At 37.6% G+C, this 18,205-nt stretch carries 19 protein-coding genes and 2 pseudogenes; 4 read left to right on the top strand and 17 right to left on the bottom strand.

The genetic code is table 11. The annotated features are described in order from the left end of the window. Positions 1-33: 33 nt before the first annotated feature. The 4 genes and pseudogenes from ACLKL2_RS00310 to fadR form a co-directional block, all read right to left on the bottom strand. Positions 34-1,362 (bottom strand): replication-associated recombination protein A, encoded by a 1,329-nt coding sequence (locus tag ACLKL2_RS00310; RefSeq protein ID WP_413692943.1) that lies wholly within the window; start codon positions 1,360-1,362, stop codon positions 34-36. Next, a complete protein-coding gene (lolA, locus tag ACLKL2_RS00305; RefSeq protein WP_413692942.1) occupies positions 1,362-1,976 on the bottom strand; it encodes an outer membrane lipoprotein chaperone LolA in 615 nt (204 codons plus the stop codon). Before lolA ends, ACLKL2_RS00310 begins: the two co-directional genes overlap by 1 nt. Before the next feature lie 2 nt (positions 1,977-1,978). Then, positions 1,979-4,513: pseudogene (locus ACLKL2_RS00300) on the bottom strand (DNA translocase FtsK 4TM domain-containing protein). A gap of 56 nt (positions 4,514-4,569) precedes the next feature. Continuing rightward, complete coding sequence (gene fadR, locus ACLKL2_RS00295) at positions 4,570-5,280, bottom strand: fatty acid metabolism transcriptional regulator FadR (RefSeq protein WP_413692941.1); 711 nt, start codon at positions 5,278-5,280, stop codon at positions 4,570-4,572. Positions 5,281-5,623: 343 nt separating this feature from the next. Between fadR and dsbB the strand changes: the two genes are divergently transcribed. Then, a complete protein-coding gene (gene dsbB, locus ACLKL2_RS00290) occupies positions 5,624-6,160 on the top strand; it encodes a disulfide bond formation protein DsbB (RefSeq protein ID WP_413692940.1) in 537 nt (178 codons plus the stop codon). Between the two features lie 59 nt (positions 6,161-6,219). On the opposite strand, the gene ACLKL2_RS00285 is transcribed toward dsbB, so the two are convergent. From ACLKL2_RS00285 to ACLKL2_RS00270, 4 genes are all read right to left on the bottom strand, one after another. Continuing rightward, a complete protein-coding gene (locus ACLKL2_RS00285; RefSeq protein ID WP_113819156.1) occupies positions 6,220-6,480 on the bottom strand; it encodes a DUF5062 family protein in 261 nt (86 codons plus the stop codon). 88 nt (positions 6,481-6,568) lie between these two features. Continuing rightward, positions 6,569-8,587, bottom strand: coding sequence for an NAD-dependent DNA ligase LigA (gene ligA / locus ACLKL2_RS00280; protein ID WP_413692939.1), 2,019 nt, complete (start codon positions 8,585-8,587; stop codon positions 6,569-6,571). An 82-nt stretch (positions 8,588-8,669) separates the two neighbouring features. Further along, entirely contained in the window at positions 8,670-9,065 is a 396-nt protein-coding gene (gene zipA, locus ACLKL2_RS00275) for a cell division protein ZipA (RefSeq protein WP_413694376.1), read from the bottom strand. Continuing rightward, positions 9,029-9,511, bottom strand: a complete 483-nt coding sequence (locus ACLKL2_RS00270) for a hypothetical protein (RefSeq protein WP_413692938.1) — start codon at positions 9,509-9,511, stop codon at positions 9,029-9,031. Before ACLKL2_RS00270 ends, zipA begins: the two co-directional genes overlap by 37 nt. A 190-nt stretch (positions 9,512-9,701) precedes the next feature. Between ACLKL2_RS00270 and cysZ the strand changes: the two genes are divergently transcribed. Next, entirely contained in the window at positions 9,702-10,481 is a 780-nt protein-coding gene (gene cysZ, locus ACLKL2_RS00265) for a sulfate transporter CysZ (protein ID WP_113819159.1), read from the top strand. Positions 10,482-10,562: 81 nt separating this feature from the next. Here cysZ and sodB read toward each other — a convergent pair whose 3' ends face one another. Then, a complete protein-coding gene (gene sodB, locus ACLKL2_RS00260; RefSeq protein ID WP_113819160.1) occupies positions 10,563-11,147 on the bottom strand; it encodes a superoxide dismutase [Fe] in 585 nt (194 codons plus the stop codon). Between the two features lie 202 nt (positions 11,148-11,349). On the opposite strand from sodB, the gene grxD reads away from it, so the two are divergent. Beyond that, a complete protein-coding gene (gene grxD, locus ACLKL2_RS00255) occupies positions 11,350-11,682 on the top strand; it encodes a Grx4 family monothiol glutaredoxin (RefSeq protein ID WP_113819161.1) in 333 nt (110 codons plus the stop codon). A 141-nt stretch (positions 11,683-11,823) separates the two neighbouring features. Here grxD and ACLKL2_RS00250 read toward each other — a convergent pair whose 3' ends face one another. Continuing rightward, positions 11,824-12,240 (bottom strand): hypothetical protein, encoded by a 417-nt coding sequence (locus ACLKL2_RS00250; protein WP_413692937.1) that lies wholly within the window; start codon positions 12,238-12,240, stop codon positions 11,824-11,826. 433 nt (positions 12,241-12,673) lie between these two features. Further along, the gene (rnt, locus tag ACLKL2_RS00245; protein ID WP_113819163.1) at positions 12,674-13,285 is read right to left on the bottom strand and encodes a ribonuclease T; all 612 of its coding nucleotides are present in this window, start codon (positions 13,283-13,285) and stop codon (positions 12,674-12,676) included. Between the two features lie 125 nt (positions 13,286-13,410). Here rnt and ACLKL2_RS00240 point away from each other — a divergent pair, with 125 nt between their 5' ends. Beyond that, positions 13,411-14,286 (top strand): flagellar protein MotY, encoded by an 876-nt coding sequence (locus ACLKL2_RS00240; protein ID WP_413692936.1) that lies wholly within the window; start codon positions 13,411-13,413, stop codon positions 14,284-14,286. A gap of 23 nt (positions 14,287-14,309) precedes the next feature. Here ACLKL2_RS00240 and ACLKL2_RS00235 read toward each other — a convergent pair whose 3' ends face one another. From ACLKL2_RS00235 to ACLKL2_RS00210, 6 genes and pseudogenes are all read right to left on the bottom strand, one after another. Then, complete coding sequence (locus ACLKL2_RS00235; protein WP_413692935.1) at positions 14,310-15,080, bottom strand: spermidine synthase; 771 nt, start codon at positions 15,078-15,080, stop codon at positions 14,310-14,312. A gap of 32 nt (positions 15,081-15,112) precedes the next feature. Continuing rightward, a complete protein-coding gene (locus ACLKL2_RS00230) occupies positions 15,113-15,880 on the bottom strand; it encodes a Rho-binding antiterminator (protein ID WP_413692934.1) in 768 nt (255 codons plus the stop codon). 58 nt (positions 15,881-15,938) lie between these two features. Continuing rightward, the gene (locus ACLKL2_RS00225; RefSeq protein WP_413692933.1) at positions 15,939-16,340 is read right to left on the bottom strand and encodes a phosphate-starvation-inducible protein PsiE; all 402 of its coding nucleotides are present in this window, start codon (positions 16,338-16,340) and stop codon (positions 15,939-15,941) included. Between the two features lie 182 nt (positions 16,341-16,522). Beyond that, on the bottom strand, positions 16,523-17,017 hold the full coding sequence (locus ACLKL2_RS00220; protein WP_413692932.1) for a GNAT family N-acetyltransferase: 495 nt from the start codon (positions 17,015-17,017) through the stop codon (positions 16,523-16,525). A 52-nt stretch (positions 17,018-17,069) separates the two neighbouring features. Beyond that, complete coding sequence (locus ACLKL2_RS00215) at positions 17,070-17,609, bottom strand: DUF924 family protein (protein WP_413692930.1); 540 nt, start codon at positions 17,607-17,609, stop codon at positions 17,070-17,072. Positions 17,610-17,640: 31 nt separating this feature from the next. After that, positions 17,641-18,059, bottom strand: a pseudogene (locus ACLKL2_RS00210) (MarR family winged helix-turn-helix transcriptional regulator). Between the last annotated feature and the right edge of the window lie 146 nt (positions 18,060-18,205).

Here is an 18,205-nt window from a genome sequence, read left to right as displayed (position 1 = left end):
CCTTAAACATACGCTATTAGAACGGACTCATCGTTAATAGCGTTTTTTATCACTTTGTTGATCGTTATGTTTTAAATAACGTAGTTTTTCTGCAATTTTAGTTTCTAAACCACGCTCTACAGGATGATAAAACGCCATACCTGCTAATGCTTCTGGTAGGTAAACTTCGCCGGCAGCATAAGCACCTAGCTCATCATGTGCATAACGATAACCTTCGCCATAATTTAATGACTTCATTAATTCTGTTGGTGCATTACGTAAATGCACAGGCACTTCTAAATCAGGGTAAGCCTCTACCGCTTGTTTGGCTTTTGCAAAGGCCGTATATACCGCATTACTTTTAGCCGCACAGGCACAATAAACAGCAGCTTGAGCAATTGCCCGCTCGCCCTCTTTAGGGCCAATTCGAGTGAAACAATCCCAGGCAGATATGGCAACTTGCATCGCTCTTGGGTCTGCATTTCCAATGTCTTCCGAAGCTATCGCTAATAATCGCCTTGCCACATATAAAGGGTCACATCCTCCCGCCAACATACGAGCATACCAATACAATGCAGCATCAGGATCAGAGCCGCGCACTGATTTATGAAACGCAGAAATCAGGTCATAAAAAAGATCACCTTGTTTATCAAAGCTCACTCCTTCTCGACCTGCAATCTCCATTAATAAGGCAATATCAATCACTAACTTATCGTTATGTTGCTCGCCCATATCACTTAATAACTCTAAGTAATTTAAGGCTTTTCGAGCATCACCTTGTACTAGCTGCGCTAACTTATCTAACACACCCTCCGCAAACTCAATTTTTTGCTCAGCTAATCCTATTGATGATTGGCAAGCTTGTTCAATCACTTCTACTATTTCCGCTTCGGTTAGTTTTTTTAATAGGTAAACACGAGCCCGAGAAAGCAATGCGTTATTCAGCTCAAAGGATGGGTTTTCGGTAGTGGCGCCGATAAACAAGAAAGTACCATCTTCAATATAAGGTAGAAAAGCATCTTGCTGACTTTTATTAAAACGATGTACTTCATCAACAAACAATAAAGTACGGCGGCCTGCTGCTTGATTTTGTTTTGCAACATCAATGGCAGAACGAATCTCTTTAATCCCTGATGTCACTGCTGAAAGTCGCTCTACGTGTGCATCACAATACTCAGCGATTAGCTCTGCTAAAGTGGTTTTTCCTGTACCAGGCGGTCCCCACAAAATCATCGAATGAGCATAACCTGATTCTAATGCTTTTCGCAGTGGTTTGTCTTTTGCTATTAGGTGAGATTGGCCAATATATTGGTCAAAGTTTCTTGGCCGCATACGTGCAGCCAAGGGTTGAAATTGATTATCAAATGAAAAGAGATCTTGCATTAGCGTTGGTCATCTATCTCAATACCTGCAGGTATCTCAAACTCAAAGAAATCGTCTGACAGGTTAGAGGCTGTTTTATTGTTACTAAGAGTAAAAGTACTTGTCTGACCTTGTGCTTCTTTAACTGAAAATTGACTGATATGGTCAGCTTTATCAAATACAAAAGTAAACTGGTTAGCATTCACTTTATTCTGTTTATTAGCCACAACAAATGCACCTTCCTTCTGTTGCACATCGAAGTTTTGCCACTCAGAAGCATCAGCACCAGACAACAACGCAAAGGGAGTACCTGCAATCGCATCAGAAAAGTTCATAATCGTCACTTGTTCAATGAACGGACTGTATAACCACATATCAACACCATTGGATACAATTAACTCCTCATCTGGTGATGTGACCTGCCAATAAAAATTACCCGGACGAGCAATGGTTAGTTTACCCACACTTTGTTGAATCAAGTCACCTTGCGCACTGATCACTTGTTGTGAAAAATCTGCTTGCATGGTGCTCACTTTAGCCAATTTTTGTTGTAATAATTCACTGTCTGTTTGAGCATGTGCAGCAGATAAGGTGCACCATAAAAGCGTCAAAGCGATAATTAATTTGTTTTTCATTTTTAATCCTTAACAGGTGGTGGAGCTAATACATCACGATTACTATTAGCGCCAGAAGGTGCACTAATCACACCTTGAGCTTGTAATTGGTCAACTAAACGCGCCGAACGGTTGTAGCCAATACGGAACTTACGTTGAATGCTCGAAATTGAGACTTTTCTAGTTTCGGTAATAAACGCAACCACTTCATCGAATAATGCGTCTATTTCATCTTCGCCTTCAGGTTGTTCACCTGGTAACAACATATCTAAATCAGCGTCACCAGCTAAAATTTCTTGAATATAATTTGGTTGACCACGTTTTTTCCAGTCAGCAACCACTTTATGTACTTCATGGTCATCAACAAAAGCACCATGTACACGCGTTGGCATACCAGATCCTGGTGGCATATATAACATATCACCATGACCTAATAAGGTTTCTGCACCTTGTTGACCCAAAATCGTACGAGAGTCAATTTTACTCGATACTTGGAAAGCAATACGCGTTGGAATATTTGCTTTGATCAAACCAGTAATAACATCAACAGATGGTCGTTGTGTAGCAAGTATAAGATGAATACCTGCAGCACGTGCTTTTTGTGCGATACGTGTAATTAGCTCTTCACATTTTTTTACTCCACAATCATCATCATGTCGGCAAACTCATCAACGACCACAACAATAGTTGGTAGTTTTTCTAGTTCCGGCGCACTTTCAGCCATGCTATCTCCAGGTTTCCATAACGGATCATAGATAGGCTCACCCGCTGCTTTGGCTTTTTTAACTACCGCGTTATAACCTGCTAAGTTTCGGACACCAATTTCAGCTAATAGTTTATAACGACGTTCCATCTCACCAACACACCAACGTAACGCGTTAGCAGCATCCTTCATGTCGGTCACTACTTCGGTTAATAGATGAGGAATACCTTCGTAAACATTCAATTCCAACATTTTTGGGTCGATTAAGATCATGCGTAAATCTTCAGGCGATGATTTATACAATAAACTCACCAACATACAGTTTACACCAACAGACTTACCTGAACCCGTTGTACCTGCCACTAATAGATGCGGCATTTTGGCTAAATCAACCACAACAGGAGAGCCAGAAATATCTGCCCCTAACACCATGGTTAATGCAGATTTATTTTCGTGGAACTTAGTGCAGTCCAATACTTCAGAGATATACACTATTTCACGATGGCGATTTGGTAGCTCCAATGCAATCACTGACTTACCAGGGATTTGGTCAACAACACGTACACTCATTGCCGATAAAGCACGAGCTAAATCTTTTTCTAAACTGCTGACAGTGCTCACTTTCATGCCTGGTGCTAAATCTAATTCAAAACGAGTGATCACTGGGCGCAGGTAACACATTCACTACATCCGCTTTAATCTTAAACTCCAGCAATTTTGATTCAACTAGACGTGCAGCGTTATCTAACTCCTGTTGGGATACAGGGTTCTCTTTCTTGTCCGGTCTATCCAGCAGGTCGATGCTAGGTAAAGGAGCAATATCGGTTTCAGGTACAAACCTTTCAGCAGGACGAGCATGCTCAGGCAAGTGTGAAAAGTCAGTCTTAGCCTGTTTTTTGGCAACAACAGGTTCCTCTTCTTTCTCCACCTTTTCTGCTTCAGGTTCAGCTTGCCACTCGATATTATCGATATTGAGTTCAGGTAACTGTTCTTCTGGTTGGTCTATAAAATTAGTGCTAAGGAATGCATCATCGGCTTGATTATCTTGCTCATAAGATTGACTGAAATCGATAGCTTGTTCAGTTTCGTCGTTCTCAATTTCAGGCTCTGCTTCAGCCAATTTAGCCAATCTTTTATTTTCTTTTTCAGCTTGTTTTTGTTGTTTTTTCTCTAATTTATCTTGTAAAACCTGTTGCTTCTCAAGTAAACGTTGATCTTCTCCTTCGGCGCGCTTTTCTTTCATTTCACCTAGCAGATTTGGCAAATTAATTAACCAACTAATAAAGTTAAGAGTGTATTCACCTAAGCCATCAATTAAACGTATCCAAGAGAAGCCAAATAAGAGCGTTGTACCTGAAATTAAAAAGGTTAATAAGATAAGGTTAACAGCCACTAAGCTGAAAAAACCAAGCATACTTTGCGCTAATATATCCCCGACTAACCCACCCGATGGATAGTATAAATAGTCGCTGACATTCAAGGCAATCAAAGCACTTAAACTAAAGAAGGTAAAAATAAAACCAACAATACGTAGGCTTAAATTTAAAAAATCCACATCAAAGGTGAAAGACGGTTTCCATAAAATAGCCCAAGCAAAGGAGACGATAATCACTGGGATTAAATACGCTAAAAAACCAAAACCATAAAATAATATGTCAGCAATCCAAGCGCCTACTCGACCACCGGAATTTTGAATTTCTGCTACCCATTGTTGCTGTGACCAGCTTGGGTCAACAGGTGAAAAAGTGAATAGGGATAAGGTAATGAAGATGGCAACGAAGGCACTAATGATAATGCCCACTTCCAGTAATTTTTGCACCCCTGAAAGGTGGTTTAATAATTTGCTATTTGACAAGAAAATAACCCTAAATATAAAAATAGCCCGCAGGCCGAATAAAAAATAAAATGCGATTAATCTAAAAAATCATCGGGTAATTGATCACGTAGACGTAACCAAATTTTACCACTGGCAAAAGCGGTATCCCTTACTATTTGCATGATCTGCTGACCGTTGCCCTCTTCAAATACTTTTTTAATATCCGCATAAAATGTTAAAGCGATTAATTTTGCTTCATTATTAGAAAAGTAAAACATACCCACTTTACGATATAAGTCTTGCAACCCATTTAAAATAAGTACGTAGATCATGTTATTTGATGACACCGCAACATGGTGATAAAAACGGTAATCAAATTCAGTAAACGCTTCGCTGCTTGCATCAACAGCGGGGACCTCTTTTAGAAACTCTATAATGCTTTTACTGTTATGTTTAGCAGCCATACGTAAGATGATGGTACTAATATTTGTTCGTACTGACATCAGTTGGTCAATAAAATCGCCGCGATGTTCCTTATCTAAACGAGTAATTGTACTTAATACGTTTAAACCAGAGGTTTCCCAGAAGTCATTGACCTTAGTTGCCTTACCGTGACGTATGGTTATCCACCCTTCTTTTGACAATCGCTGTAACACTTCGCGTAATGTGGTTCTAGTAACACCAATTTTATCCGCCAGCAATCGCTCAGCAGGCAGCTCAGAGTGAATAGGTATACTACCATTCCATATTGATTCTATTAGATATTGCTCTGCTACGTCAGCAGGCCCTTTAACTTTCATTATCATTGTTATCTTGATTTTCCAATATATTATGACCGCATCTTAACATATTCAGTTCGCTCTATGAGGACTGTTTGTAAAAACAGTAACATTAACTCACTTTAACATGAAATAAACGAAATATTCTAACCTAGTGATGCCCACAATTAACTCTGTTTAATTATTTTAATAGACTGATTTAAATAAAATTAAATGAATAACTTTACCTAGTGAGATCAAAGGTTCAGACTCATTCTCAATATAGGATGTTTAGATTATCTAAATTTGACCTTAGCGTCTTCTGTTTATGTTGAAATTTAATGAAATACGAGGTTATATACGTGCTGAATTATTCTATTAGGAGAATCCCTTGAATTCAAAACCCTCTCAATTCAAATTAAAAACACTGTCTCAACAACGTTGGCCATGGTTATTACTTGCTGCTAGCGCATTAATAATGGAAATAACGGCTCTATTTTTTCAACATGTAATGCATCTTGAGCCCTGTGTGATGTGTGTGTATGAACGTTTAACTATGTTAGCAATAGTAGCTGCAGGTTTATTAGGTGCAATCGCACCACATAATGTGGTAATTCGATTAAGCGCCTTTGCTGTATGGGCTGTGGGTTCTGTATGGGGATTGTTATTGGCAATGGAGCATACGGATTATCAGATGAATCCATCGCCATTTGCTACCTGTGATTTTTACCCAAACTTTCCTGAGTGGTTACCACTACATGAAATGTTCCCATGGTTATTCAACCCAACGGGCTACTGTTCAGATATCGTATGGACTTTCCTAGATTACTCAATGCCGCAATGGTTAATTGTTAGCTTTGCTATTTATCTCGCTATTTTTGTTGTGGTTGCAGTGACTGCTATCCTACCAAGTAAAAAAGCAGCATAACCTTGTTACTATGACTGAATAGAATATTTACCTATTCAGTCGTTAAATTTGCGACGCATTTATTTAAGTAAGGAGTGGTCTGCAGGTAAGTTCTTCATGATCCAAGTGACTAGCTTATGACGGATATTAGCGGTATTTTCATCTGCGGGATTAAGTGGGTTAATTAATTTATCTTGTACTAAAAGGCGATAAATGCATTCCTGTTTATCTTTTGCTGAGGTGGTACTATCGATCCCCACATAACCTCGTTTTAAAGCATAAGCGGCACCTAACTTTGTGGCATGTTGTAGTAATTGAGACTCATTTTTAATTTTTTTCATTCACTCACCTTATCTATTTTCGTACCATTATATTAAACAAGTGACCTATTTACTGTCGTTAAATCGGTCACTAATCTAGTTACCATTATTATTTATTTAATAAAGCTAATACACCTTGTTCATCTAAAATTTCAATACCGAGTTCAGTAGCTTTAGTCAATTTTGAGCCCGCTGCTTCTCCCGCTACTAAGGTATTGGTTTTTTTAGAAACACTGCCCGCCACTTTTGCACCTAATGCTTGTAAAGCGGCTTTAATATCATTACGTGACATAGCCGTAAAACTACCTGTGATCACAAAGGTTTTATCCAGTAATGGTAGATCACTTTCGTCTACCACCTCGATCTCAGGCCAGTGTATGCCAGCCTCAATCAGTTGCGTGATGACCTCTAGGTTATGGTCTTGACGTAAGAAGTAATAAAGGTGTTTAGCAACTATCTCACCCACATCACTGACACTTTTAAATGATTCGATGCCCGCGGCTTTGATCGCCTCTAACGTTTTGAAGTGCTGTGCTAAATTCGCTGCCGTTGCTTCACCAACTTCACGGATACCTAATGAATATAAAAAACGCGCTAACGTTGTTTTTTTACTAATTTGTAAGCTATTTACTAACTTTTTAGCCGACGTTTCACCCATTCTCGGTAAACTCGCCACTTGTTGTACCGTTAATGAAAAAAGCTGCGCCGGATCTTTGATCATCTTATGATCAACTAATAGATCGACCAACTTATCACCCAAGCCATCAATATCTAAGGCTTTACGTGATGCAAAATGTTTAATGGCTTGTTTACGCTGTGCTTCACAATATAAACCACCAGTACAACGCGTAACCGCTTCCCCTTCAATACGCTCAACGTCACTATCACATACAGGGCAAGTCTCAGGGAATACAATAGCACGTGTTTTATCTGTTTCGCGTTGCTCTACCACAACACGTGCAACCTGCGGGATCACATCTCCTGCACGACGTACCACTACCACGTCGCCAATTAAAATACCTAAACGTTCGATTTCATCTTTATTGTGCAAAGTTGCATTAGAGACTGTCACTCCGCCAACAAAAACCGGCTTTAATTTAGCAACAGGAGTGATCGCACCAGTTCGGCCCACTTGGAATTCAACGTTATCAACCACAGTCACTGCTTCTTCAGCCAGGAATTTATAAGCTGTTGCCCAACGTGGCGCACGTGCTACAAACCCCATTTTTTGCTGCAATTTAATATCGTCAACTTTGTAAACAACGCCATCAATTTCATAGGCTAATGCCGGTCTTTTTTCAGCAATATTATCGTAAAACTGATGACAAGCTTGTTTGCCTACTACTCGTTTTACTTCACTAGAAACCGGTAATCCCCAAGCTTTTAATTGTTGAATACGTTGATATTGGCTGTCCGGTAATTCCCCTTCAAATACCCCTACAGCATAACAGTAAAAAGCCAATGGTCGCGCAGCAGCGATTTTTGAGTCTAGCTGACGTAAACTACCCGCAGCGGCATTACGAGGATTAACAAAAGGTTTTTCGCCTGCTTCTACTAAGCGCTGATTCAGCTTTTCAAAACCAGCTTTTAACATAAAGACTTCACCACGAACTTCTAAACGAGCAGGAATATTTTCACCACGAAGTCTTAACGGTAAGTTACCAATGGTTTTAACATTTTCAGTGACATTTTCACCCGTTAAACCATCGCCACGTGTTGCCGCTTGCACCAGTAAGCCATTTTCATAAATAATACTAGCTGCTAAACCATCCAGTTTAGGTTCAATACAAAATGCGGTTTCCGCTAAACTCGATTTATCCATCACACGCTGCATAAAGTCATCAAGGGAATCACTATCAAAAACATTATCTAAGCTGAGCATTGGTATCTGATGGGTTACTTGCTCAAATTTTGATAAGGCAGCGCCCCCTACTTTTTGAGTTGGCGAGTTAGCAGATAATAAGCTCGGATGCTGTGTTTCTAGTTGTTTAAGTTCATGGAAGACTCGGTCATATTCAGCATCAGGTACTGAGGGTGCATCTTGTACGTAATATTGATAGTTGTACTCTTCTAATAAGCCGCTTAATTCTTTTACTTTGTGTTCTGCTTGTTGCATATCATTGCTCATGGATCTTTGCTCTTTTCTAATATTACTAATAAAAAAACCTCGTAAAACGAGGCTTTCTTAGGAGAGTTGTCTCGCACTAGAATTATGCGTACTTCTCTAAACGAGTGCGATACTCAATAAATTGCTCAGTGGTAAATTTCTCACGTTTATCATTTAACACTTCACAGTCAAACTCTTCTGCGACCTGCTCTACCGCTCTTAACATCATATCAAAAGATTTGTTCACACTGATGTTTTTGTTAGGCGCAGTGAAAAAGAATGAGATGCCAGGAGAGTTAAACTGCTCCATATATTCCAAATCAAAGGTACCCGGCGCCATCATATTGGCGATACTAAATAACACCTCGCCTGTACCATCAGAATGTTCATGGCGATGGAAAATATTCATATCACCGAAACGGAACCCGGATGTTAAAAAGAATTGTAGTAACTCATGACCACCTAACTGCCCGCCATTTTTAGCGACAACATTGAAAATAAAGAGGTCAGTCTCTTCTGGTACTGATGCAGCTTTTTCTGTTTCAACTTCAATAGCTGGATCGTCATCAAGTGCATCAACCATATCGATATGCTCTTGAATCGGTAAATCATCAAACGTTGACACAACAACTGGCTCAGCTGTTGGTTTCTCTTTTGCTGAACATTAAAGTGAAACGCATCGGATTCATCATGTTGGTCATCAACATTTGTTGAAAACGCAACAGAGTCATAATCTCGATTTAACTTACTCATCTTAGGATTCGCTTGAACAGGCTCTTGCTCAGCTTCTTCTTCACGAGCCTGTGCGGCTAACTCATCTAACTGAGCTTGTTGTTCCGCTTTTAACGCTTGTTTGTTTTTTCTATTTAATAAAAAACCGTGAATTAATACGCCGGCAATAGCCAAAATACCAATAACGATAAGAATAGATTGAAAGTGCTGCATTATTGATTCTCTTGATTCATTATAGATAACTTTATGACCCTTAAATTACCCTGTATCGTACTGTACGTCTATCGTTTGCCCCTAATTTTTTGCAAAACTTAGAGACATTTACGAAAAGATCCTATTTATTAGCTGATATTTGCTCACTTCAAGGTAATATTATCAAATATATCAATAACAAGGCTTCACTATGAACAACAATACTATAATTGATCAACCCCTAACAGGTTTAGGTTATTTATTCAAAGGTGTGCAGTTACTTCGACACCCTCAACTCAGGGTATTTGTATTAGTGCCGCTACTAATTAATGTTCTGATCTTCGCCAGTGCATTCTGGTTTTTATTTAGCAGCATTACGGATTGGATAGAAACCTATATGCAGGATTTACCCACCTTTTTGAGTTGGTTATCTTATCTGTTATGGCCTGTGATTATTTTTTCTATTTTATTCTCGTTTTCTTTTATTTTTTCAACTATCGCTAACTTAATAGCTGCTCCTTTTAATGGTTTATTGGCTGAAAAAACAGAAATATTATTAACTAAATCGACAATAAATGATGATGGTTGGCAAGATCTATTAAAAGATTTACCAAGAATATTAAAACGTGAATGTCAGAAATGGGCGTACTTTTTGCCTAGAATGCTAGGTTGTTTCATCTTATTCTTTATACCCGTGATAGGCCAAACCATTGCGCCGGTTGTTTGGTTGGTTTTTGCAGGATGGATGATGGCTATTCAATACGCCGATTACCCATTTGATAACCATAAAGTCCCCTTTTCCGTGATGCGTAAAACCTTAGGTGAGCGTTTCGGTAAAAACATTACCTTCGGCATGATCATTAGTTTTTGTACTACCTTGCCCTTATTAAACTTTATTATTATGCCTATTGCCGTTTGTGGAGCAACAGCCGCTTGGGTAGATATTTATAAACAACAGGTGCTGTCTAATCCATTAAACCGCATTGAATAGTAAAGATATCAACTTTTCATTTCTCAATAAAAAAGCCTAGCTTGTCAAACAAGCTAGGCTTTTCAATATCACTTACACAGATTATGCAGCGAAGTTTTTCGCAACAAATTCCCAGTTAACTAATGCCCAAAAACCGTTTAGGTAATTAGGACGAACGTTACGGTAATCGATGTAGTATGCATGTTCCCATAGATCAACTGTTAGAAGTGGTGTTGTACCTTCTTCAGTTAGTGGCGTTGCTGCATTTGACGTGTTAACGATCTCTAGAGAACCGTCTGCTTTTTTAACTAACCAAGTCCATGAAGAACCAAAGTTGTTAACTGCTTTGTCGTTTAATTGTGCTTGGAATTCAGCAAAAGAACCAAATTTAGCATCGATTGCAGCAGCTAGTTCACCAGTAGGTTCGCCACCAGCATTAGGTGCTAGACAGTTCCAGTAGAAAGTGTGGTTCCAGATTTGAGCAGCATTGTTGAATACACCACCTTCAGAAGTTTTAATGATTTCTTCTAAAGATTTTTCAGCAAGATCAGTACCTTCAACTAAACCGTTTAGTTTAGCTACGTAAGTCGCGTGATGTTTACCATGATGAAATTCTAATGTTTCAGCTGAAATATGTGGTTCTAATGCATCTTTTGCGTAAGGTAGTGCTGGTAGTTCAAAAGCCATTTTAAATTCTCCTATAAAGGCTGAGGGGGTTAAACTGTTTGATCTAGTTATACTTTCTTTAGGAATAAAAAGCCACCCTAAAAATTGACCTAGATCATTTTATATCTGTGATAGAATGGTCTCAAATTCATGGATAGATTGCACGTAAACAACTGTTATAATGTGCAATTAAAAACAATATTCTATCGTTAGAGGAAAAATAATGGAAACATTAGACAAAATCAAAGAACAATTAAGCGAAAATACTATCCTTTTATACATGAAAGGTTCGCCTAAATTACCAAGCTGTGGTTTCTCATCACAAGCTTCTCAAGCTTTAATGCAATGTGGTCAACCATTTGCTTATGTTGATATCTTACAAAACCCTGATATCCGTGCAGAATTACCAAAATACGCTAACTGGCCAACTTTCCCACAATTATGGGTAGAAGGTGAATTAGTTGGCGGTTGTGACATTATTTTAGAGATGTTTCAACAAGGTGAGTTACAAGAGTTAATCACTGCAGCAGCTGAAAAAGCACAACCAGCTGAGTAATACTAATCATTCCAATTAGTAAAAAATCACTTTTAAAAATGTGATATAAAAAAGGCGCCCACTGTGATCAGTGAGCGCTTTTTTTGATTAATCGCATTCAGGCATTTGTCCTAAACCAAACGAGTAAAACTTAAATTGGCATTAAATGTTTTCGATACAACTAATATCTGAGTAAGCGATACCGTTTTCATTATACGCGCCGATGCGATAACAATAGGTACTGTCTACCAAGACATTATTATCAACATAACTTGTTTCATCGAAATCAACAGAGGTTACCACCACAAAATCTTGGTCATCATTTAAACTACGCTCAATTAAGAAACCATCTTCGTTATCAGCTAAATCTTCCCAACTAATTTCAAGTGATGCGGTTTCTGTTTCTTCCTCTTCATCTGCAATAATATTAACTAACTCTTCAAATGACTCTTCAACGCTGATTTTTTCTGTCACTTCAACCGTTTCTGAATCACTCCCTCCACCACCACAACCAGTAAGTGAGAAAAAAGCCATTAAAATAATCAGCTTATTGTATTTACCTTTTATCATCTTTTCCACAATCCCCTTTCTAACCCATTGTGCTATTTATAATAAATAGTCTAATTAACATTATTTTATATAGTTAATGTCACAACGCTCAATCTACTAAGTAGATTAAAATACGGTGTTCACATTCATTTACCCAACTTCAAACGATGTTTTATAGTCTTTAAACACAGGTACAAACATCACCAAAACTACCCAATAAAGAGTAGTCACTAAAAAATAAAAAAGCCATTAATATTGAAAAATATTAATGGCTTTTTTATGACAGAGAGGCAGATGACTAGTTCAACACACACTCATAATATTACATATTTTTTATACAATTAACGTTCAAAAAGAGATCAAAAGCAACGCTAAAATGAAGGTAAGAAATTGTTCTATTTAATAAACCTATGGCTAAAAATGATAAATACCAGTTGATAAAATAAATATTTATTTTATTTAATTAATTCCAACCGCCAAGTGCTTTATAACGATTAACCATGTAATAAAATAGTTCTGCAGTCACTTCAGTATCATATAAAGCAGAGTGAGCTTCGTTATTATCATAAGCAACGCCGGCTTTTTCACAGGCTTTAGCTAACACGGTTTGCCCTAGGGTTAAGCCTGCCATACTCGCCGTATCAAAAGCAGCAAAAGGATGAAATGGGACTCGTTTTAATTTACAACGCTCCGTGGCTTTATTAATGAACCCTTGGTCAAAGGCGGCATTATGAGCAACTAAAATCGCTCTATTACACTCATTTTGTTTTTGATATTTACGCACTTTTTTGAATATTTCAGTTAGAGCCTCACGTTCATCAACTGCACCACGTAATGGGTTAAAAGGATCAATTCCAGTAAAACTTAAGGCTTTAGGGTCTAATTCAGCCCCTTCAAAAGGCATAACGTGAAAATGGATTTTATCTACACTGGTTAAATAACCTTGCTCGTCCATTTCAGGGAAAATAGCTGCAATCTCCAGCATTGCATGCACATTAGAATCTAAACCTGATGTTTCTATATCAATAATAACGGGATAAAACCCACGGAATCGTTCTGCTAATTTATTATCCATTTCAGCTCACTGTTAAAATAAAGTCGGAATATTATGCCAGAAAGCAAAATATTCCGCATAAATTTACTAAAGATATTCTGTCATCTGTCGATATAAACAACAGAGATCAAATACATCGAGCGATTATGAAAAAAATAATATCTTTAATCATTATGATGAGCACTATGCCAGCCTACTCTGCCACTAAGCAGTATCATGCAGGACTGGATAATTCTAATTGGTATTTAAGTAGCGACTCACCGATACAGTGTACCCTTGAGCATCCTATTCCAAGATATGGTCAGGCTAACTTTGTGGCAAAAGCCAGCAAGAAAATTAATTTAGATTTTCGTCTTGAAAGCAAAAGAGCTATGCCAAGTACTGAAGTGGTACAGTTAAAATCCGTGCCACCTTCTTGGCATCCAGGTGTTGCGCCAGAATTAATTGATACCGTCACTTTCCACCAGCAATTTAACGGTTATGTGACTAAGCAAAGTGCTTGGCGCATGCTTAGTGAATTAGAACGAGGTCAAGTACCGACTTTCTATTTTCATGATTGGTATAATAATCAACAATTGGTCAGTGTTGGGTTATCCTCTATTAACTTTAATAAAACCTATGACGCATTTAATGACTGTATTTCACAACTGTTGCCTTATAACTTTGATGATATTTCTTACAGCATTTTACGTTATAAAAAAGACGGTTCATTACTGACACAGTTTTCTAAAAATCGCTTAAAAATGATTGGTGATTACATTAAACATGATAAATCAATCAATGTGATTCTAGTGGCGGGTTATACCGATGGTTATGGTGACATTAACAACAATCAAGTCTTATCTGAAAAAAGAGCGAACTCGGTAAAAAACTATTTAGCACAATTAGGTTTTGATAACGACAATATTAAAGTCTCTGGTTACGGGGAAAAACATCATGTCGCAGACAACCGAGATATTTTAGGCCGTCAAGAAAACAGACGAGTCATTATTTCTATAGAAAAGGAAGAAGAGGAAATATAGTTTTTGGTCAGCATTAACCTCTATTAATACCTAGGAATATAGGTGATATGATCAATAAGCTCGTCAATGCCTTGCCAATCCAACTCTGTCAGTAGTGCCTTATTCGCTTTAAGTTGTTGCTGCAGAGTTATTTCAACGTTACTAGCAATAACTATAATATTACTAAAGTCCTCAAATTCAACCAAAGCTAAATAGGGAAAGTATTTTTTAATCGTCAATAACAGTGCTGTCAATTTTTGTTCAGAATCGGCAAAAAGATTAATTAAAACCAGCCCTTGTTCAGTGGTTATTTGATCAAGTTGTTGGTAGAAGGACGCTTCAAATATACAGTCTGCACTCTGCTCACCTATAAAAAGATCAGATAACACCACATCATATTGTTGATCACACTCAGCAACAAATTGTTCGGCACTGGCGCATATAACCTGAGACTGAGTTGGCAATAAAAAGTGGGATTTTGCCATTGAAATAATAGCTTGAGATGCCTCGATAGAGGTCAGTGAAAGTTTCGTTAAATTAGCTAGACAACGTTCTAATGCCGCTCCGCCTAACCCTAGATTTAAGATATTTACTGCCTTAGGATTAATTAATAAACATAATAAAAAAGATTGTGTTACCGGCATAATAATTTGATTGGGGGAATCTAATGACATGAGCGATTGTATAGAAGCGCCAGCATATTCAAACCACCTAAATCGCCCAGACTCTTTTACCAGTAGTTTTTCACCCTTGATACACTGTTGTTCAATAATACGCTGAGGAAATAGATGTTTGGCAATCAATCTTTCAGACATTGACCACTCCTTTATTTCTCATTATTACTTTATCAAAGTTGTGCAAAGGTAACTTGTTGCAGATGTGGGTTCTCAACCATCACCTTAAGAGAGATTATATTATCTAAAACAATAATCTGCTGTTGGCCTTTAATATCTAGTTTAATACACTCTTGTCTCTCTTTGTCTCGAACCGTATCAACAGCAATCCCTTCGACTATTACGCCTGACTTTAAACTCAATTGAACTGGGTAATGGTGCATACAAACAATTTCAATATAATCATAATCTGCGCAGCTAAGCATTATATTTACCTTTTTTACCTTAAATGAGATGTTGCGTTGCATGACATATTGGACAAAAGCGTGACCGTTGCGCCATGCTGTTTGTTGCCTAACAATTTTAAATCCAAACTTTTCAAAAAGTGGCTTGGCTAACATAGAGGCTTCCACGTATAAAACGGGTAATCCCATCCCCTGCGCATGATTAATTATATAAGTTAGTAAAAGTGAGCCAACACCTTGTTGCTGAAAATGAGGGTGAACATAAGCACAATCAATATGCCCATCATCATCCAACTCCATAAAGCCCACCACTTGTTCTTCTATCAATAACAAAAATGGCTTTTTAACGGACAGTCGCTTAGCCCATTGTCGATAATTAATGGGTAATGTAGCCCAAGCAGATTGCTGGGCTAAAGAATAAACCTTAGGGTCAATAGAATGAACTGCAGCATAAAAAATATCCGTCACCTCTACGGCATAATCACAACAGTAAGTAACGATACGATAGGGTTTGTCTGCTGCTAACATCTTTATCATTCCGAGCTTTATCGCATTATCAACACAAGCTAATTATAGAAACACCAATGCTAAATATTTAGATATCTTTATCGGACTTACCATAAGGGTATTTTATGTGTCCGTAGCGAATCACTAAAATAGCTAATACAATAATTAAAATCGATGCTGATAACCCTAACATTCGCCAGGTATCTAAGTTTTTCATATCTAAAATCATATATCGCGCCAAGGCAACGACGGCAATATACAGCGGCATTCTGACGGGTAATCGCCCCGACTTTAAATACAAACTGACCATGGCAAAAACTTCAAGGTAGATAAATAGCAACAGTAAATCTGCTAACGTTACTTCCCAATTTTTAAAAACAATCCAAACTTCTACGGCCATCGCAATAACCGTTAACACGGCAATAGTAAATAAGCCAATATGCTCAACTAATGATAAGGCTTTGTAGCCCGCTTTTTTCACATTTGACATGCGATTCCCTTATTCAATGAACTGATCCGAATAATCGTCAATCAGTCGCTCTAAAATTACCATCACGATATCAAATTTTACCTTGTAATCAATAAGTTAATAATTTATTAAGTAAAACACTTTAGTGCATGCTTTAAGCTACTTAACCGCTAACCAAAGATAAAAATTTAAATGATTGATAGTTATAATAAAAGTGACATTTCATGCCAACTTAAGCCTCCATGTGAAGAGTTCGATTCACCTAAATGGATAAAACCATGCTTAGCATACAAATGAATCAATTCAGTTTGACAAATTAAATAGATATCCAATTTATTTAAGCCTTTCATCTGTTTAATAAAAGCACTTAATAGTTGGTCTGCATAACCTTGACCTTGATAATCAGGGTGTACTACCACAGACATAACGACTATATGCTCACCCGTTGCATCATGCCCTATTAACTCTTTAAAAGATTCGTCAGATAACTGCACATGATGTGTTGCGCCTGAGTTAACAAACCCAATAATCTCTACGTCATTTTCTAAAATAATAAAACCTTCTGGATAGCCTTCTATTCGACATAAAATTTTATCTTTAGTGGCAGCTTCCTCGCCTGCATAGGCAGTTCTTTCAATCTCAAAGCATCTATCTAAATCGCTGGTTTTTGCTTGACGTATCGTGAACTTGTTGTCCATCTTATTAATTCTCTCTGTTAATGTATTTTTATTGTCTAAAAGTGACGCTAAATTAAAAACTAGCGTTTGGCTGTGTTAAAAAAGCCAACTCATCAGGCGTTGAGGTTCGTTGTAATATTGCATTTCGATGCGGGTAACGTCCAAACTTAACAATAATATCCCTGTGCATCACTTCAAAATCAAGGTTGGATTGTAACCCATTTTCTGTAAATAACTGCAATGCCTGCTCATGAATCAATAAGGATTCACTGTGCATAAAAGGCATATACATAAAACTACGTTCAATGGGAGACAAGGCTTGATCTGTACCTTGTGCGATTGCTTCTTGTGCTAATACTAAAGCCAGCGGATCTGCAGCAAATGCATCGGCTGAATCCCTAAACATATTACGTGAAAACTGATCTAGCAAAATAATTTCTGCTAAACGCCCTTTTACCGTTTGTCGCCATTTGAACAATTCACCGCGCATTGCTTGTTGGTGCAAAGATAAAAAGTGACTCGTAATATAAGCATCTATTTCAGGGTCTTTTTTCCACCACTGTTCCGGCGTTAGCTGAGTAAACCAAAACGAGTGTAAATCATGATGATCCATGTTTTTTCCTTATTCGCTTAGGTAAATAATGTTATTTAAGATTTTCACTCATTTTATCTACTACAGACAAAAACGTATCAAGCTGCGCTTTATTAAGCCCTTCACATAAGGAGTTATTAATCTCTTTTTGTGCAGCTAATAGTTTCATCAATAAAGCACTACCCGACTCAGTGAAAGAAAGAATAAAACGTCTTTTATCTTCTTTTGATGCATTTTTTCAATAAACCCTAAGTTAATCAGATCTTTTACCAACCGAGCAACCTGTGCTTTATCGCGTTGCATTTTTTGCACAATATCATTTGCAGTACACGCCTCAGTTGCTTCAATAATATGCAAACATCGGACATGCATTGCATTTAGCCCTAACTCATTAGCATTAATGACATCTCGCATTGTCATTCGATAACGCTGCATCAAAGTAAAAAGATTATTAATAATAGGAGTATCCATAGCCACCTCAAAATGGTTGACAAAATCAATTAAAATGATATTGTTGATATTATCAACTATATCACAAGTGTCATCGTAAATATAGTTATTGCGTTTTACACTGAAAAATATCCGTGTTTAAGATAACCAGTTATATTTCAAAAAAC

This window comes from Psychromonas sp. KJ10-2 (assembly GCF_047323255.1).
Taxonomy (GTDB): Bacteria; Pseudomonadota; Gammaproteobacteria; order Enterobacterales; family Psychromonadaceae; genus Psychromonas.
Note: the sequence above shows the minus strand (reverse complement) of the source record. Positions and strands in the feature narration are given on the sequence as shown.

Bases quoted from the DNA above. Each gene is read 5' to 3' on its own strand.
- ACLKL2_RS00310 (WP_413692943.1), bottom strand. From the start codon at position 1,362: ATGCAAGATCTCTTTTCATTTGATAATCAATTTCAACCCTTGGCTGCA.
- lolA (WP_413692942.1), bottom strand. From the start codon at position 1,976: ATGAAAAACAAATTAATTATCGCTTTGACGCTTTTATGGTGCACCTTA.
- fadR (WP_413692941.1), bottom strand. From the start codon at position 5,280: ATGATAATGAAAGTTAAAGGGCCTGCTGACGTAGCAGAGCAATATCTA.
- ACLKL2_RS00285 (WP_113819156.1), bottom strand. From the start codon at position 6,480: ATGAAAAAAATTAAAAATGAGTCTCAATTACTACAACATGCCACAAAG.
- ligA (WP_413692939.1), bottom strand. From the start codon at position 8,587: ATGAGCAATGATATGCAACAAGCAGAACACAAAGTAAAAGAATTAAGC.
- ACLKL2_RS00270 (WP_413692938.1), bottom strand. From the start codon at position 9,511: ATGCAGCACTTTCAATCTATTCTTATCGTTATTGGTATTTTGGCTATT.
- cysZ (WP_113819159.1), top strand. From the start codon at position 9,702: ATGAACAACAATACTATAATTGATCAACCCCTAACAGGTTTAGGTTAT.
- sodB (WP_113819160.1), bottom strand. From the start codon at position 11,147: ATGGCTTTTGAACTACCAGCACTACCTTACGCAAAAGATGCATTAGAA.
- grxD (WP_113819161.1), top strand. From the start codon at position 11,350: ATGGAAACATTAGACAAAATCAAAGAACAATTAAGCGAAAATACTATC.
- rnt (WP_113819163.1), bottom strand. From the start codon at position 13,285: ATGGATAATAAATTAGCAGAACGATTCCGTGGGTTTTATCCCGTTATT.
- ACLKL2_RS00240 (WP_413692936.1), top strand. From the start codon at position 13,411: ATGAAAAAAATAATATCTTTAATCATTATGATGAGCACTATGCCAGCC.
- ACLKL2_RS00235 (WP_413692935.1), bottom strand. From the start codon at position 15,080: ATGTCTGAAAGATTGATTGCCAAACATCTATTTCCTCAGCGTATTATT.
- ACLKL2_RS00230 (WP_413692934.1), bottom strand. From the start codon at position 15,880: ATGATAAAGATGTTAGCAGCAGACAAACCCTATCGTATCGTTACTTAC.
- ACLKL2_RS00225 (WP_413692933.1), bottom strand. From the start codon at position 16,340: ATGTCAAATGTGAAAAAAGCGGGCTACAAAGCCTTATCATTAGTTGAG.
- ACLKL2_RS00220 (WP_413692932.1), bottom strand. From the start codon at position 17,017: ATGGACAACAAGTTCACGATACGTCAAGCAAAAACCAGCGATTTAGAT.
- ACLKL2_RS00215 (WP_413692930.1), bottom strand. From the start codon at position 17,609: ATGGATCATCATGATTTACACTCGTTTTGGTTTACTCAGCTAACGCCG.